Origin of the sequence: Cellulomonas sp., from assembly GCF_015234515.1 — a bacterium.
Lineage (GTDB): Bacteria > Actinomycetota > Actinomycetes > Actinomycetales > Cellulomonadaceae > Cellulomonas.
In genome coordinates this window covers 427,766-442,270 of the sequence record NZ_JADGMY010000028.1, presented here as the reverse complement: position 1 = coordinate 442,270, position 14,505 = coordinate 427,766, and the positions used below count along the sequence as shown (strand labels likewise).

Genomic DNA, 14,505 nt, shown 5'->3' with positions numbered 1-14,505 from the left:
GCCGGCCGCGCGGGGCACCTCGCGCCCGCGCGTCCCTCGACGGGGCAGGACACGCGATGGGGCGGTCGACCGCCGCGCGTCCGGGTCGCCGCGGTCTCGTGGGCCGGTTCCGCGACCGGTCGATCCAGACGAAGATCCTGCTCGTCGTCGCGCTGCTCGGCACCGTGTGCCTCGGGGGAGCGGTGTACGCCGTCGCGGAGATGCGCGTCGTCGGCGGGCTCACCTCCGAGCTGGCCGAGCTGCAGACCACCGTCGCCGAGCCGCGGGCCGTGGTCTACCAGGGACAGCTGACGGCCCGGCTCGTCGTCGCACAGGTCGCGGCCACCGACAACGTGGGCGACCAGCAGCGCTGGCTGGACGAGCAGGCCGCGAACGACGCCGAGCTGTCGGCGGCCGCCGCCGTCCTCAACGTCACGCCGTTCGCCGAGGAGAGCGAGAGCTGGCGGAAGTTCTGGAAGGGCTACCGGGAGTGGGCCGAGGTCCGTGACCTCAAGCTCCTCCCGGCCGCCCGCTCGGACGACCGCGCCGCCTTCCAGGACGTCGAGAGCGGGGTGAGCGGCCCGATGATCGAGGCGTACCTCGTGCACCTCGACGCGTTCGGAGACGAGATCACCGCGCGGATGGAGCAGGCGGCGGCCGACGCCGACGCCGAGGCCGCCGAGGCCGGGCGCTACCTGTCCGCCGTCACCGGGCTCGTCCTGCTCTGCGCGGTCGTCGTCGCCGTGCTCATGGCCCGCACGGTGCGCGCCTCGGTGCTCGAGGTGCAGCGGTCGGTCCAGGCGATGGCCGCCGGCGACTTCACGCGCGTCCCGCACGTCGACCACCGGGACGAGGTCGGGCGCATGGCCGTCCAGCTCGCGGCCGCCCAGGAGTCCGTGCGTGCCACCCTCGCCGGGGTCGTCGAGGCGTCCGGCTCGGTCGCGGCCGCCGCCGAGGAGCTCGCCGCGGCCTCCGACCAGGTCGCGTCCGGCTCGGAGGCGACGAGCGCGCAGGCCGGCACGGTCGCGGCCGCCGCCGAGCAGGTGAGCCGCAACGTGCAGGCGGTGGCCGCGGGCACCGAGCAGATGGGTTCGTCCATCCGCGAGATCGCGCAGAACGCGGCCGCGGCCGCGAGGGTGGCCGAGGAGGCCACCAGCGAGGCGGCGGGCGCGAACGACACGGTGCAGCGCCTGGGGTCCTCCAGCGCGGAGATCGGCAACGTCGTCAAGCTCATCACGCAGATCGCCGAGCAGACCAACCTGCTCGCCCTCAACGCGACCATCGAGGCCGCGCGCGCCGGGGAGGCGGGCAAGGGCTTCGCCGTCGTCGCCAGCGAGGTCAAGGAGCTCGCGCAGCAGACCGCGAAGGCCACCGAGGACATCGCGCGCCGCGTCGAGGCCATCCAGACCGACACCTCCGGTGCGGTCGACTCGATCGGCCGGATCAGCGGCACCATCGCCCGGATCAACGACTTCCAGACGAGCATCGCGTCCGCGGTCGAGGAGCAGACCGCCACGACGAACGAGATGTCGCGCAGCGTCACCGAGGCGGCCACCGGCTCGGGCGAGATCGCGGCGAACATCGGCGGCGTCGCCGCCTCCGCGCACTCCTCGTCCGAGGTGGTCGCGCAGATGAGCACGTCCGTCGCCGACCTGGCCCGGATGTCCGAGGACCTGCGCGCACGTGCGAGCACGTTCGTGTTCTGACCCGACGACGACGTTCGGCACGTCCGACCCCGGCACTCCCCCGACGGCGAGGTACCCCACACCGACGGTCCGAGGCCCGCCACCCCAACCCCCATGGAGAGCGACATGTCGCAGACACTCACCCCGACCCCTGCAGCACCCGAGGCGCCCGCCGCCCGGCCGACGCCCCGCGGCGCCGGTGCACCCGCCTCGACGCCGTCCGCGGGGCCGCGCTCCCGGCGCGGGGTGTCCGTCCGGCTCAAGGTGGCCGCGGCGGTCTGCGTCGCCGTTCTCGGCGGGCTCGTCGGCGGCCTGCTCGGCATCAACGCGCTCGCCACGAGCGCGAGCACCACCCAGACGCTGTACTCCCAGCACACCCTCGGCGCCGCCAAGGCGGAGGAGCTGCGCTTCCTCTTCACCGACTACCGCCTCGCCACGGTCAACAACCTCCACGCGGCGACCGACGCCCTCAAGGCCAGGTACACCGAGCAGCAGGACGAGATCGGCGAGCTGCTCACCGAGGGGATCGTCGACTTCCGTGCGACCGAGCCCGACGCCGACATCCTCGCGCTCGTCGACGCGCTCGACGCCGACGTCGAGACCTACCTCGGGCTCGTCGCCGAGGTCGAGGCACTCGGCGACCAGGGCCGGATGGAGGAGGTCCAGGCCCTGAGGGACGACCAGGTGGGCCCGCTCGCGGAGTCGATCATCGAGCAGCTGGCCGGCCTGTCGCACAGCGCCCAGGAGGCGGCCGCCGCGAGCGCCGCGGACGCGGACGCGGACGCCGACCGCACGAGCACCGTGCTCGTCGTCGTGCTGGCGGTGGGTGCGGCGGTGTCCGCCGCCATCGGGTGGATCGTCGCCGGTGGCATCGCACGCTCGACCGCGGCGGTCACCGCGGCCGTCGCGCGTCTCGCCGAGCGGGACCTCACCGCCGTGGTGGACGTCCGCAGCCGGGACGAGCTCGGCCGGGTGGCCGACGGGCTCACCGTCGCCCAGCTGGCCCTGCGCGAGGCGATGTCCGGCGTGGCGCTCGCGTCCACGCAGGTCGCGGAGGCTTCCGAGGAGATGTCGGCCGCGGGTGCGCAGGTCGCCTCCGGGGCCGAGGAGACGAGCGTGCAGGCCGGCGTCGTCGCGGCTGCCGCGGAGCAGGTCTCGCGCAACGTGCAGGCGGTGGCCGCGGGCGCCGAGCAGATGGGCGCGAGCATCCGGGAGATCGCGCAGAACGCGCAGGAGGCCGCACGCGTGGCCGACCAGGCGACGGCCGTCGCGGTGCAGACGAACGACACCGTCGCCAAGCTCGGCGTGAGCTCGCGGGAGATCGGCGAGGTCGTCAAGGTCATCACGACGATCGCCGAGCAGACGAACCTGCTGGCGCTCAACGCGACGATCGAGGCCGCGCGCGCCGGCGAGGCGGGCAAGGGCTTCGCGGTCGTGGCCGGGGAGGTCAAGGAGCTCGCGCAGGAGACGGCGAAGGCCACCGAGGACATCGCCCGCCGCGTCGAGGCGATCCAGTCGGACACCGACGGCGCCGTCGCGGCGATCGGCGAGATCTCGGCGATCATCGCGCGCATCAACGACTACCAGATGACGATCGCCTCGGCCGTCGAGGAGCAGACCGCGACGACCAACGAGATGAGCCGCGGCGTCACGGAGGCAGCGATGGGCGCCGGCGAGATCGCCTCGAACATCACCGGCGTCGCGACCTCGGCCCAGACGTCCTCGCAGGTCGTCGCGCAGATGAACGACTCCGTCACCGAGCTCGCGCGCCTCTCCGAGGAGCTGCGCGGACGCGTCGCGGCCTTCATCTACTGATGGTCGCGGGAGGGGCGGTGCCCACGACGCGGGTGCTCGTCGTCGACGACTCGGTCGTCGTGCGGCGGCTCGTGCACGCGGCGCTGTCGCGCGAACCCTCGATCGAGGTCGTGGGTGTGGCCGCCAACGGCCGCATCGCGGTGCAGAAGGTCGAGCAGCTGGCGCCCGACGTCGTCACGATGGACGTCGAGATGCCGGAGATGGACGGCATCGAGGCGGTCCGCGCGCTGCGGGCCGCCGGGCACCGGCAGCCGATCATCATGTTCTCGACGCTCACCGAGCGTGGCGCGCGCTCGACGCTCGACGCGCTGGCCGCCGGTGCCACCGACTACGTCGCGAAGCCGACGGGCACCGGCACGGTGGCGCAGTCCGTCGACGAGGTGGCCGCGCAGCTCGTGCCGCGCGTGCTGGCGCTCGGCGGGCGCGCCGCACCCGCGCCGGCGCGCGCACCGGCGGCGCCTGCGGTCCCCGCCCCGCCCCGGCCGCCTGCGCCGCACGGCGTCGAGCTCGTCCTCGTCGGCGCCTCGACCGGTGGCCCGGCTGCCCTCACCCGGCTGCTCGAGGGGCTCCCGCTGCTCGACGTGCCGGTGGCGGTCGTCCAGCACATGCCGCCGGTGTTCACCCGGCAGCTCGCGGGCCGGCTCGACCGCGTCGGGCCGTGGTCGGTCGTCGAGGTGGCGGACGAGGAGGTGCTGCGGCCCGGTCGCGTGCACATCGCCCCCGGCGACCGCCACCTCGAGGTGCGCCGGGTCGCCGGCGGCCTCGTGGCGCGGCTCACCGACGGGCCGCCGGTGAACTTCTGCCGCCCGGCGGTCGACGTCCTGCTCGGGTCGGCGGTCGACGCCGTCGGCGGGCGGACGCTCGCCGTCGTGCTCACCGGCATGGGCGCGGACGGGCGCACGGGGGCCGGCAGGGTCGTCGCCGCGGGCGGCACCGTCCTGGCCCAGGACCGCGCCACGAGCGTCGTGTGGGGCATGCCCGGCGCGGTCGTCGCCGCCGGGTACGCCCACCACGTCCTGCCGCTCGACGACCTCGCACCGGCCGTCGCCCGGGCCGTCCAGACCCGCACGGGGGGAGCCCGATGACGATCTCGCAGGCCACGTTCGCGTACGTCGCGCAGCTCGTCCACGAGCGCGCCGGGATCCACCTCGAGCCCGGCAAGGAGTACCTCGTCGAGAGCCGGCTCGCGCAGCCCGCGCGGGAGTGCGGCGCCACGGACGTCGACACGTTCGTCGCGCGGCTGCGCGCCCACCCGACGCCGGCGACCGTCGAGGAGGTCGTCGAGGCGATGACGACGAACGAGACGTCGTGGTTCCGTGACGTCGCGCCGTTCGACGCGCTGCGCGAGCACGTCGTGCCGCAGGTGCGCGCGACCCGGCCCTCCGGGCCGCTGCGCATCTGGTCGGCCGCGTGCGCGACCGGCCAGGAGCCCTACTCGATCGCCATGACCCTCGCCGACCTGGCCGCGGGGGACTGCGACGTCCTCGCGACCGACCTGTCCCCCCGCGCGCTCGAGCGCGGCAGGGAGGGGCACTACACCTCGCTCGAGATGAACCGCGGCATGCCGGCGGCCGCGCTCGTGCGTCACTTCCGGCGCAGCGGCAGCGGGTGGCAGGTGTCCGACGCGCTGCGCTCGCGGGTGCGGTTCGCGCACCACAACCTGCTCGGGGCGCCCCCGGCGTGGCGGACGTTCGACGTCGTGTTCCTGCGCAACGTGCTCATCTACTTCGACCTGGCGACCCGGGTGCGGGTGCTCGACCAGGTGCTGCGCTCGTTGCAGCCCGGCGGGTGGCTCGTGCTCGGGTCCGCCGAGACGACCCTCGGGGTCCACGAGGGCTTCGAGCGGGTCGCGGCCGGCGCGGCCACGATCTTCCGCGCCGTGCCCGTGCCGGCGCACGCCGTCACGCCGGTCGCCGCCCTCTGGGCTCCCGGCGTCCACGTCCCTGCCGTACCGGTCGCCACCGCGACCGGCCTGCCGACACCGCGAGGAGCTGGGCCACTGTGAGAGCGCTCGTCATCGACGACTCCCGCGCGATGCGCCGGATCGTCTGCCGCATCCTCGAAGGGCTGGGGTTCGAGACCGTCGAGGCCGAGCACGGCCAGGACGCGCTCGAGCGGCTCGCGGAGGGGCCGCTGCCGGAGCTCGCGTGCATCGACTGGAACATGCCCGTCATGGACGGGCTGACGTTCGTCTCCCAGGTCCGGGCCCGCCCCGAGTGGAGGTCCATGACGCTCATGATGGTGACGACCGAGAGCGAGCACTCCCAGATCGTGCGGGCGCTGGCCGCCGGGGCGCACGAGTACCTCATCAAGCCGTTCTCGGCCGAGGCGGTGCGCGAGAAGCTCGTGCTGCTCGGCCTCGTCCCCCAGGGGGTGCACGCATGAGCCAGACCCTCGCCGACGGCGACGTCTACACGATCGCCCAGGACCTGTTCGCCGCGATGGTCGACGGCGAGCCGGGCACGGTCCGCCCCTGGGACGGCCCCGCCCCGGACTGGGCGCGGCCCGTCGTCGCGTGGGTCGACCTGCACGGCGGGTGGGTCGGCCGGGCCTCGGTGACGACCGAGCGCACGACCGCCGACGCGCTCGCCCGGGCGCTGCTCGCGCTCGGGCCGGACGAGGCGGTCGGTGACGAGGACCTGCGCGACGCGTTCGGGGAGGTCGCCAACGTCGTCGGGGGCAACGTCAAGTCGCTGCTGCCGGCGCACGGCACCCTCGGGCTGCCCGAGGTCGCCGACCACGAGCCGTGCGAGGACGCCACGGTCGTCCTCACGCGGGTCACGCTGGACTGGCGCGGGCGCGCGCTCGTGCTCACCGTCAGGGGTGCCGCGTGACGGCGCACCCCCGCAACCGAGGAGGACACCGATGATCCGCGTCCTGGTCGTGGACGACAGCCGCGTCATGCGCCAGATCGTCGTCCGTACGCTCCGGCAGGCGGGCTACGACTGGGAGGTCCGGGAGGCCGGCGACGGTGCGCAGGCGCTCGAGGCCGTGCGTGCCGAGGAGCCGGACGTCATCCTCTCGGACTGGAACATGCCCGAGATGACGGGCATCGACCTGCTGCGCCGGCTGCGCGCCGAGGGGTACGAGACCCCGCTGGGCTTCGTCACCTCGGAGGGGTCGCCGGAGATGCGCGAGCTCGCCGGGCGTGAGGGGGCCCTGTTCCTCGTCTCCAAGCCGTTCACGGCCGAGCAGTTCCGGTCCGTCATCGAGCCGGTGCTCGCATGACCGAGACGCCCCTGCCCACCGCGAAGCACGTGCGGGAGCTGCTCTGCGGCCTCGTGGGGCGGGAGGTCGACGTCCGCACCGGCGCCCCGATGGTCGACCCGTCGTCCGAGGGGGGCGCCATGGTCGGCCTCTACGTCGACGGGCTGCTGCGCCTCAAGGCGATGTGCCTGCTGGACGTCGCCGCGGCGGCACACCTCGGGGCGGCGCTCGGCCTCGTGCCGGCCCGCCTCGCGCAGGACTGCGCGGTGAGCCAGGTGCTCGAGGCGCCGCTCGACGAGAACGCGGCCGAGGTGCTCAACGTCCTCGCCTCGCTGCTCAACGTCGAGGGTGCGCCGCACCTGCGGCTCGACGCGGTGTACCAGCCGCGCGAGGCGCTGCCCGCCGACGCCGCGCCGTGGGTGCGTGCCTACGTGCGGCGCACCGACCTCGTCGTCGAGGTCCCGGGGTACGGGTCCGGCGGCTTCTCGCTGCTCGTGCTGTGAGCGCGTCGGCGGGCGACCGGGAGGCCCGGGCCGCCCGCCGACGGGTCAGCGGGTCTGCCGGTACGAGGACAGGAAGTTGCCCATGCGCTCGACCGCCTCGGCGAGCACGCGCGCCTCGGGCAGCGTGACGATGCGCAGGTGGTCGGGCGTGGGCCAGTTGAACCCGGTGCCCTGCACGAGGAGGATCTGCTCGCTGACGAGCAGGTCGTAGACGAGCTGGGCGTCGTCGACGATGCCGAACACCTCGGGGTCGAGGCGCGGGAAGAGGTAGAGCGCGCCGTCCGGCTTGGTGCACGAGACGCCCGGGATGGCGTTGACGCCCTCCCACGCGACCTGCCGCTGCTCGTGCAGCCGGCCGCCCGGTGCGACGAGGCCGTTGATCGACTGCACGCCGCCCAGGGCCGCCTGGATGGCGTACTGCGCCGGGACGTTGGGGCACAGCCGCGTCGACGCGAGCAGGGTCATGCCCTCGAGGAAGCCCTTGGCGTGGCTCTGCGGCCCGGTGACGACGACCCACCCGGAGCGGTAGCCGGCGACCCGGTACGTCTTCGACAGCCCGTTGAAGGTCAGGCACAGCAGGTCGGGCGCGACGCTCGCCATCGGGATGTGCTGCGCGTCGTCGTAGAGGATGCGGTCGTAGATCTCGTCCGCCAGCAGGAGCAGGCTGTGCTCGCGCGCGATGTCGGCGATCTGCTCGAGCACCTCGCGGCGGTACACCGCGCCGGTCGGGTTGTTGGGGTTGATGACCACGATCGCCTTGGTGCGCGGCGTGATCTGCTCGCGGATGTGCTCGACGTCCGGCTCCCAGCCGTTCGTCTCGTCGCACCGGTAGTGCACGGGCTTGCCGTCGGACAGGCTCGTCATGGCCGTCCACAGCGGGTAGTCCGGCGACGGGATGAGGACCTCGTCGCCCTCGTCGAGCAGCGCCTGGAGCGTCATGGTGATGAGCTCCGAGACGCCGTTGCCCAGGTACACGTCGTCGACGTCGAACGTGGGGAAGCCCTCGACGGTCTCGTACCGCGTGACGATGGCGCGGCGTGCCGACAGGATGCCGCGCGACTCGGTGTACCCGTGCGCGTGGGGGACCGCGGCGATGACGTCGGCGACGATCTGGTGCGGCGCGTCGAACCCGAACGCCGCAGGGTTGCCGGTGTTGAGCTTGAGCACGCGGCGGCCCTCGGCCTCCATGCGTGCTGCCTCGTCGAGTGCCTTGCCCCGGATCTCGTAGAGGACGTCCTTGAGCTTGGCGGACTGGTCGAGGGGGCGCAGCAGCATGTCATGCAGGGTAGTCCTGCCTCGTGGGCGGACGCTGCGGCCACTCGGGAGGAGGTGGCCTGGTCGCGACGGCCGGTGGTCGGTCCGCGGTCAGCCGGGCAGGACGAACGACGCGTACGGGGCGATCAGCCCGGCCAGGTCGCCGTCGTGAGCGCGCGCCTCCGGGCCGCGCAGCATGGTGCCCTCGCGCTCCAGCTGCAGCGCGTCCGGGTGGTGGAGGCGTGCGCCCAGGACGAGCAGCGTGTCGAGGCGCTGCTCCTGCACGGGCGGCTGTCGGTCGCGGTGGGCGGCCGCCATGGCGTCCTGCGGGTCGCGGATGAGGCTGACCGCGTCGAGCACGGCGTCGAGCTCGCCGATCATCGGTGGTGCCGGCTCGGCGACGAACGTCTCCGAGAGCAGCGGCCGGTCAGCCAGCCGCGCCCGCACCGTCGTGCGCACGCGCCCGCCCGCCTCGCCCGTGCGTCCCAGGACGAGGGTCTCGCGCAGGACCACGCGGGCACCCTGCGCCAGCTCCACGTGCGTGAGCCGCAGGACGTCGGCCCCGTCGCCGACCACGACCGGCAGGCTCGGCCAGATCAGGACGGCGTCCTGCCCGAGGCGGACGTGGGCGAGCCACGTGGTCCGGGGGCCGTTCACGTCGTGGGTTCCGGTGCGCGTGCTCTCGACGATCTCGAGCGCGCGACCCGGCGCGACGTCGACCTCGATCCGCAGGTCGCCCCCGACCGGCGCCGGCGGCGCGAGGAGCGCGACGCGGGCTCGGCCGTGCTCGGCTGGCAGGCGCCGCGCGCTCACGAGGTCACCCGCGAGCTCGACGTCGCCCTCGGCGGTGACGGCGACACGGGTGCGGCAGGCCACCGGCCGGCCGGTCGTGCGGACGCCCTGGGGCTCGTGCGTCGTGACCTGCAGGATGTCCACCTCCGGCGTGCTCGTGCCCGCCCACCTCCCCGCGGGCGGGCACGAGCACCGGGCCATCTTCACCGACGTGCGGGCGTCGCGCCATCGGGGCCGGCGGTCACGGTGTGCCGGGCGAGCGTGACGGCGCCCGTCAGGTCGCCCGTGTGGGCGTCCGTGCCGAAGGTGCGGACCAGCGTGCCGGGACCGTCGAGCTGCAGGACGTCGGCGCCGGGCGGCGGCTCGGCGTCGTAGCGGGAGCCGAGCACCGTCACGGTGTCGAGGCACCGTGCGCCGCCCAGCAGCGCCGGGTCCCGGCGGGCGTCCGGGTCGACCGTGAGCGTCTCGACGAGCAGCGGGCGACCCGCCAGACGGGCGCGCGTGGTCGTCGTCAGCCGACCACCCACCTCGCCCGTGCGGCCGAGGACGAACGTCTCGCGCAGCACCGCACGCGCGCCCTCGGCCAGCTCGAGCGTCGCCGTGCGCTGCACGTCGGCGCCGGTGGCGACGACGAACGGCAACGCGTCCCAGACGAGCAGCGCACCGGCACCCAGACGCACGTCGACACGCCACGTCGCGCTGCCGCCCTGCATGTCGTACGCGACCGTCCCGGCGACCTCGACGACCTCGAGCGCCAGGCCGTCGTCGACCTGCACGGTGATCCGCACGTCGTCGCCGGCCAGCAGCAGGGCCTGGGTGGCGACGAGCGCGACGCGGACCGTCCCGTGCTCGTCCGGCAGCCGTCGGCACGACAGCAGCGTCCCGTCGAGGTCCGCCCGCACGCGCCCGTCGGGTGCGCGGGCGACGACGAGCCGGGTCGCACCGAGCGTGGAGGGGCTCACACTGCCGGGCGCTCGTGCGCGAGCGGGTGCGGGCGGTGCTCCTGGGGGTGCGGGTGTCCGTGGGCGACGCGGTCGTGGGCGTGGCCGTCCGCCGGGTCGTGGCTGTGGACGGTCACGTGCCCGTCCTCGTCGGCGTGGCTGTGCGGTGCCATCGGGCCGGGGTCGACGGGCGTGTGCTGCCCCGCGCGGACGGCCGCCGTCATGCGCCGCACCCAGTCGGTCAGGGCGTCGACGGACGCGCGGTCGTGCCGCGACAGGCCGATGACGGGGCCGCCGTCGCGGGCGTCGGACGCGTCGCTCAGCATGCGCTCGACGTCGACCTCGACGTACGGCGCGAGGTCCGTCTTGTTGACGACGAGCAGGTCGGCGCGCGCGATGCCCGGGCCGCCCTTGCGGGCGACGTCGCCGCCGCCGGCCACGTCGAGGACGAAGATCTGCGCGTCGACGAGCGCGGGGGAGAAGGTCGCGGTGAGGTTGTCGCCGCCGGACTCGACCAGCACGAGGTCCAGCGGCCCGTGGTCGGCCTCGAGGTCCTCGACGGCGATGAGGTTGGGGGTGACGTCGTCGCGGATCGCGGTGTGCGGGCACGCGCCCGTCTCGACGGCACGGATGCGGTCGATCTCCAGCACGCCCGCCGCCCGCAGGATCTGCGCGTCCTCGTCGGTGTAGATGTCGTTGGTGACGACGCCCATCTCGATCTCGTCCGCCAGCTCGCGGCACAGCAGCCCGATGAGCGACGTCTTGCCGGTGCCGACCGGTCCGGCGACGCCGAGCCGGAACGCGCGGGTGGGGGTGGCGGGGGTCTCAGCCATGGAACAGCCTCCGGGTGGTGCGGGCGTGGGCCTGTGCCCACGCGTCGGTCATCGGTGCTCCCGCCGACGGGATGTCGTCCGGGTCGGTCAGGTGGGCGACGTCGGCCGCCATCGCCGCCACGGCCGGGTGCAGGTCGAGCACCCAGCGCGTCGTCGTCGCGGGGTCCAGGGGGGTGAGCTTGAGCGCGGCCGACGCGATCGTCTGGACGTCGTCGTAGCCGACGAGCAGCGCGACCTGCAGCGCGTCGAGACCGGCGACCGCCCCGATCGCGCCCGCGACCAGCGGGCGCGGGGGCGCGGACCCGGGCGCGAACGCGCCGGCGAGCTCGTCGGGCCACAGCGCCAGCGCGAGCCGCAGGTAGCCGCGGCCCAGGCGCCGCGTCGCGTCGCGGACCGCAGGGCTGGGGGTGCGCGCGGCCCACGCGTCCTCGACCGGCGCGAGGTCACGCCGGTCGAGCCACCGATGCCGCGCGACCACGGCGGCCCCCGCCTCGGTCGCGGTCACGGTCCGCAGCCGCGTCGCCGCCAGCGCGGGCACCCGCCCCACGTCCTCCCCCCCACCCCGCCCTCGCGAGAGTGCGATCGAGTCGCGGGTGCGGTGACTGGATCGCACTCTCACGCCCGGGGTGGGGTGGGAGGCCACCCCCGCGAGCCCCCGGGTGGGCACCCCCGTAGGCACCCCCGTGGGCACCCCCGTGGGCACCCCCGTGGGCACCCCCGTAGGCACCCCCGTTGGTCGTGAGAGTGCAATCCAGTCAGGGGTGGCGTGACTGGGTGGCACGTCGGGGGACGCGGCCGGGGTGAGCAGGCCCGCCTGGACGGCCGGCTCGAGGCCGGCGGAGTGGGCGTGGGCGCCGGTCGGGAGGCGGGCGTCGGCCAGCATGGCGAGAACGAGCAGGGCTGACGCGTCGGTGACTGGACTGCTCTCCCGCGGGGGAGGGGTGGGGGTGTCCATGTCAGAAGAGGGAGTAGAGCTGGGCGAGGGGCAGGACGTCCGCGGGGGCCGGCTCGACGACGTCGCCGTCGATGCGGATGGTGAACGTCTCCGGGTCGACCTCGATGCGCGGGAGGGTGTCGTTGTTGACCATCTGCGCCTTGCCGACGTCGCGCGTGGGACGCACGCCCTCCAGACGGCGCCGCAGGCCGAGACGATCGGCCAGGCCGTCGTCGAGGGCGGCCGGCGCGACGAACGACACCGACACGTCCGCCCCGGTCGCGTCGGCGAACGACGGCCGCATCAGCACCGGCTGCGGGGTCGGGATGGACGCGTTCGGGTCGCCCAGCGCGGCCCACGCGATCGCGCCGCCCTTCATCACCACGTCGGGCCGGACGCCGAAGAACCGCGGGTCCCACAGCACGAGGTCCGCGAGCTTGCCGACCTCGACCGACCCGACGACGTGGTCGATGCCGTGCGCGACCGCGGGGTTGATCGTGTACTTCGCGACGTAGCGGCGGGCACGCTCGTTGTCCGCGGGCATGGCCGACGACAGCGGTCCGCGCCGGTGCTTCATGACGTGCGCGACCTGCCACGTGCGGGTGATCACCTCGCCGATGCGGCCCATGGCCTGGGCGTCGGACGACGTGATGGACAGCGCACCCATGTCGTGCAGGACGTCCTCGGCAGCGATGGTCGTCGCGCGGATGCGGGACTCGGCGAACGCGAGGTCCTCGGGGACGGCCGGGTTGAGGTGGTGGCAGACCATGAGCATGTCGAGGTGCTCGGCCACCGTGTTGACCGTGTGGGGGAGCGTCGGGTTGGTCGATCCGGGGATGACGTGCGGCAGGGAGGCGACCGTGAGGATGTCCGGCGCGTGCCCGCCGCCGGCGCCCTCGGCGTGGAACGCATGGATCGACCGGCCCGCGATCGCGCCGATCGTCGACTCGACGAACCCGGCCTCGTTGAGCGAGTCGGAGTGCAGCGCGACCTGCAGCCCCCAGTCGTCGGCGGCGCGCAGTGCGGCGTCGATCGCCGCGGGCGTCGAGCCCCAGTCCTCGTGGACCTTGTAGCCGCCGGCGCCGGCCAGGGCCTGCTCGGCCAGGCCCTCGGCGCTGACGGTGTTGCCCTTGCCCAGCAGCAGCAGGTTCACCGGGACGGTGTCGAGCGCGCGGTGCAGTGCGCGCAGGTGCCAGGCCCCCGGCGTCACTGTCGTCGCCTTCGAGCCCTCGGACGGGCCCGTCCCGCCGCCGGCGAGCGTCGTCAGGCCGGTCGCCAGGGCCTCGTGCACCTGCGACGGGGACAGGAAGTGCACGTGGACGTCGATGCCGCCCGCCGTGAGGATGCGTCCCTCGCCGCTGATGACGTCGGTCGACGGGCCGATGTGCAGGTCAGGGTGCACGCCGTCCGCGACGTCGGGGTTGCCTGCGCGGCCCAGGGCCACGATGCGTCCGTCGCGGATGCCGACGTCCGCCTTGACGATGCCCCACCAGTCCAGGACCAGGGCGTTGGTGATCACCGTGTCCGGTGCCCCCTGCGCCCGCGTCGTCGAGCCCTGCGCCATCGACTCGCGGATCGACTTGCCGCCGCCGAACACGGCCTCCTCGCCGCCGACGGTCAGGTCGTCCTCGACCTCGATCCACAGGTCGGTGTCACCGAGGCGCACCTGGTCGCCGGTCGTCGGGCCGTACAGCGCGGCGTACCGCGCACGCGAGATCTCGACCACTAGAGCGCACCCCCGTCGGCCTTGCCGCGCTGCAGGCCCGGCACACGCCGTGCCCCGCGGATCGCGACGGCCTCGACCGCCCGCGAGGCCCCCGGCTCGAACCGCTGCGAGGTCCCCGACGGCACGTCCAGCCGGAACCCGTGCGCGGCCGCGCGGTCGAAGGCGAGTGCCGCGTTGGCATCGGGCAGGTGCAGGTGGGAGCCGATCTGCACCGGCCGGTCCCCGGTGTTCTCGACGACGAGCGTGATCCGCTCGTGCGCTGCGCGGTCCCCGTTGAGCACGAGCGTGCCCGCGCGCGTGCGCACCGCACCGGGGCCGTCGCCGGACGTGCCTGCCATGTGCCTACCTCCAAGGTCGGTCTGGTGAGCCAGAGTTTTCCGGGGCCGGAACCCCTCGATCTCTCGGTCTCGTGAGTCAGGGGATGGGGTGGTGGAGGGTCACGAGCTTGCGGCCGTCGGGGAAGGTCGCCTCGACCTGCACGTCAGCCAGCATCTCCGGGACGCCGTCCATGACCTGGTCGCGGCGCAGCACCGAGCGGCCGTCCGACATCAGCTGCGACACGCCGACCCCGTCGCGTGCGCGCTCGATCACCCAGGTGCTGAGCAGCGCGACGGCCTCGGGGTGGTTGAGCCGGACGCCGCGGGTCAGCCGGTCGCGCGCGACCATGCCGGCGACGGACAGCAACAGCTTCTCGGTATCGGCGGGAGTGAGCCTCATGGACCGCACCCTAGGGCCGTCGACGGGGCTGTATCCGCCTGCGTATACAGCCGAAACGCGATGTTTACAGGAACCGGCGGATCCGCGAAACACGTGCTCCCTAGCGTCCTCGGCCATGG

At 74.3% G+C, this 14,505-nt stretch carries 16 protein-coding genes; 8 read left to right on the top strand and 8 right to left on the bottom strand.

Going from position 1 to position 14,505, the window contains the following annotated elements; translation table 11 throughout:
- The first annotated feature begins 56 nt into the window (after positions 1–56).
- The 8 genes from IR158_RS15590 to IR158_RS15555 all read left to right on the top strand — a co-directional run bounded on the left by IR158_RS15590 (position 57) and on the right by IR158_RS15555 (position 7,189).
- Positions 57–1,685 carry a methyl-accepting chemotaxis protein gene (locus IR158_RS15590; RefSeq protein WP_291814384.1) on the top strand — a complete coding sequence of 543 codons (1,629 nt, stop codon included), beginning with the start codon at positions 57–59 and terminating at the stop codon, positions 1,683–1,685.
- 105 nt (positions 1,686–1,790) lie between these two features.
- Positions 1,791–3,479 (top strand): methyl-accepting chemotaxis protein, encoded by a 1,689-nt coding sequence (locus IR158_RS15585; RefSeq protein ID WP_291814381.1) that lies wholly within the window; start codon positions 1,791–1,793, stop codon positions 3,477–3,479.
- Positions 3,480–3,496: 17 nt separating this feature from the next.
- Positions 3,497–4,564: a chemotaxis response regulator protein-glutamate methylesterase gene (locus IR158_RS15580; protein WP_291814379.1), complete on the top strand. Its 1,068-nt coding sequence runs from the start codon at positions 3,497–3,499 to the stop codon at positions 4,562–4,564.
- Positions 4,561–5,484, top strand: coding sequence for a protein-glutamate O-methyltransferase CheR (locus IR158_RS15575; protein ID WP_291814377.1), 924 nt, complete (start codon positions 4,561–4,563; stop codon positions 5,482–5,484). The genes IR158_RS15580 and IR158_RS15575 overlap by 4 nt, the downstream gene beginning before the upstream one ends.
- Positions 5,481–5,864 carry a response regulator gene (locus tag IR158_RS15570; protein WP_291814376.1) on the top strand — a complete coding sequence of 128 codons (384 nt, stop codon included), beginning with the start codon at positions 5,481–5,483 and terminating at the stop codon, positions 5,862–5,864. Before IR158_RS15575 ends, IR158_RS15570 begins: the two co-directional genes overlap by 4 nt.
- The gene (locus tag IR158_RS15565) at positions 5,861–6,313 is read left to right on the top strand and encodes a chemotaxis protein CheX (RefSeq protein WP_291814375.1); all 453 of its coding nucleotides are present in this window, start codon (positions 5,861–5,863) and stop codon (positions 6,311–6,313) included. Before IR158_RS15570 ends, IR158_RS15565 begins: the two co-directional genes overlap by 4 nt.
- A gap of 31 nt (positions 6,314–6,344) precedes the next feature.
- Positions 6,345–6,707 (top strand): response regulator, encoded by a 363-nt coding sequence (locus IR158_RS15560; protein WP_291814374.1) that lies wholly within the window; start codon positions 6,345–6,347, stop codon positions 6,705–6,707.
- A complete protein-coding gene (locus IR158_RS15555; protein WP_291814372.1) occupies positions 6,704–7,189 on the top strand; it encodes a hypothetical protein in 486 nt (161 codons plus the stop codon). The genes IR158_RS15560 and IR158_RS15555 overlap by 4 nt, the downstream gene beginning before the upstream one ends.
- 45 nt (positions 7,190–7,234) lie before the next feature.
- On the opposite strand, the gene IR158_RS15550 is transcribed toward IR158_RS15555, so the two are convergent.
- The 8 genes from IR158_RS15550 to IR158_RS15515 form a co-directional block, all read right to left on the bottom strand.
- Positions 7,235–8,464, bottom strand: coding sequence for a pyridoxal phosphate-dependent aminotransferase (locus IR158_RS15550; RefSeq protein ID WP_291814371.1), 1,230 nt, complete (start codon positions 8,462–8,464; stop codon positions 7,235–7,237).
- Positions 8,465–8,554: 90 nt separating this feature from the next.
- Complete coding sequence (locus IR158_RS15545; RefSeq protein ID WP_291814369.1) at positions 8,555–9,379, bottom strand: urease accessory protein UreD; 825 nt, start codon at positions 9,377–9,379, stop codon at positions 8,555–8,557.
- A gap of 59 nt (positions 9,380–9,438) precedes the next feature.
- Positions 9,439–10,197, bottom strand: coding sequence for an urease accessory protein UreD (locus IR158_RS15540; protein ID WP_291814368.1), 759 nt, complete (start codon positions 10,195–10,197; stop codon positions 9,439–9,441).
- Positions 10,194–11,009, bottom strand: coding sequence for an urease accessory protein UreG (ureG, locus tag IR158_RS15535; protein WP_291814366.1), 816 nt, complete (start codon positions 11,007–11,009; stop codon positions 10,194–10,196). The genes IR158_RS15540 and ureG overlap by 4 nt, the downstream gene beginning before the upstream one ends.
- Positions 11,002–11,547: an urease accessory UreF family protein gene (locus IR158_RS15530; RefSeq protein WP_291814365.1), complete on the bottom strand. Its 546-nt coding sequence runs from the start codon at positions 11,545–11,547 to the stop codon at positions 11,002–11,004. Before IR158_RS15530 ends, ureG begins: the two co-directional genes overlap by 8 nt.
- Before the next feature lie 418 nt (positions 11,548–11,965).
- The gene (locus tag IR158_RS15525; protein WP_291814364.1) at positions 11,966–13,669 is read right to left on the bottom strand and encodes an urease subunit alpha; all 1,704 of its coding nucleotides are present in this window, start codon (positions 13,667–13,669) and stop codon (positions 11,966–11,968) included.
- On the bottom strand, positions 13,669–14,007 hold the full coding sequence (ureB, locus tag IR158_RS15520) for an urease subunit beta (RefSeq protein ID WP_291814363.1): 339 nt from the start codon (positions 14,005–14,007) through the stop codon (positions 13,669–13,671). Before ureB ends, IR158_RS15525 begins: the two co-directional genes overlap by 1 nt.
- 76 nt (positions 14,008–14,083) lie before the next feature.
- On the bottom strand, positions 14,084–14,386 hold the full coding sequence (locus IR158_RS15515) for an urease subunit gamma (RefSeq protein ID WP_291814362.1): 303 nt from the start codon (positions 14,384–14,386) through the stop codon (positions 14,084–14,086).
- Positions 14,387–14,505: the final 119 nt, after the last annotated feature.

Coding starts and splice junctions, on each gene's coding strand:
- IR158_RS15590 (WP_291814384.1), top strand. CDS start 57: ATGGGGCGGTCGACCGCCGCGCGTCCGGGTCGCCGCGGTCTCGTGGGC.
- IR158_RS15585 (WP_291814381.1), top strand. CDS start 1,791: ATGTCGCAGACACTCACCCCGACCCCTGCAGCACCCGAGGCGCCCGCC.
- IR158_RS15575 (WP_291814377.1), top strand. CDS start 4,561: ATGACGATCTCGCAGGCCACGTTCGCGTACGTCGCGCAGCTCGTCCAC.
- IR158_RS15565 (WP_291814375.1), top strand. CDS start 5,861: ATGAGCCAGACCCTCGCCGACGGCGACGTCTACACGATCGCCCAGGAC.
- IR158_RS15560 (WP_291814374.1), top strand. CDS start 6,345: ATGATCCGCGTCCTGGTCGTGGACGACAGCCGCGTCATGCGCCAGATC.
- IR158_RS15555 (WP_291814372.1), top strand. CDS start 6,704: ATGACCGAGACGCCCCTGCCCACCGCGAAGCACGTGCGGGAGCTGCTC.
- IR158_RS15550 (WP_291814371.1), bottom strand. CDS start 8,464: ATGCTGCTGCGCCCCCTCGACCAGTCCGCCAAGCTCAAGGACGTCCTC.
- ureG (WP_291814366.1), bottom strand. CDS start 11,009: ATGGCTGAGACCCCCGCCACCCCCACCCGCGCGTTCCGGCTCGGCGTC.
- ureB (WP_291814363.1), bottom strand. CDS start 14,007: ATGGCAGGCACGTCCGGCGACGGCCCCGGTGCGGTGCGCACGCGCGCG.
- IR158_RS15515 (WP_291814362.1), bottom strand. CDS start 14,386: ATGAGGCTCACTCCCGCCGATACCGAGAAGCTGTTGCTGTCCGTCGCC.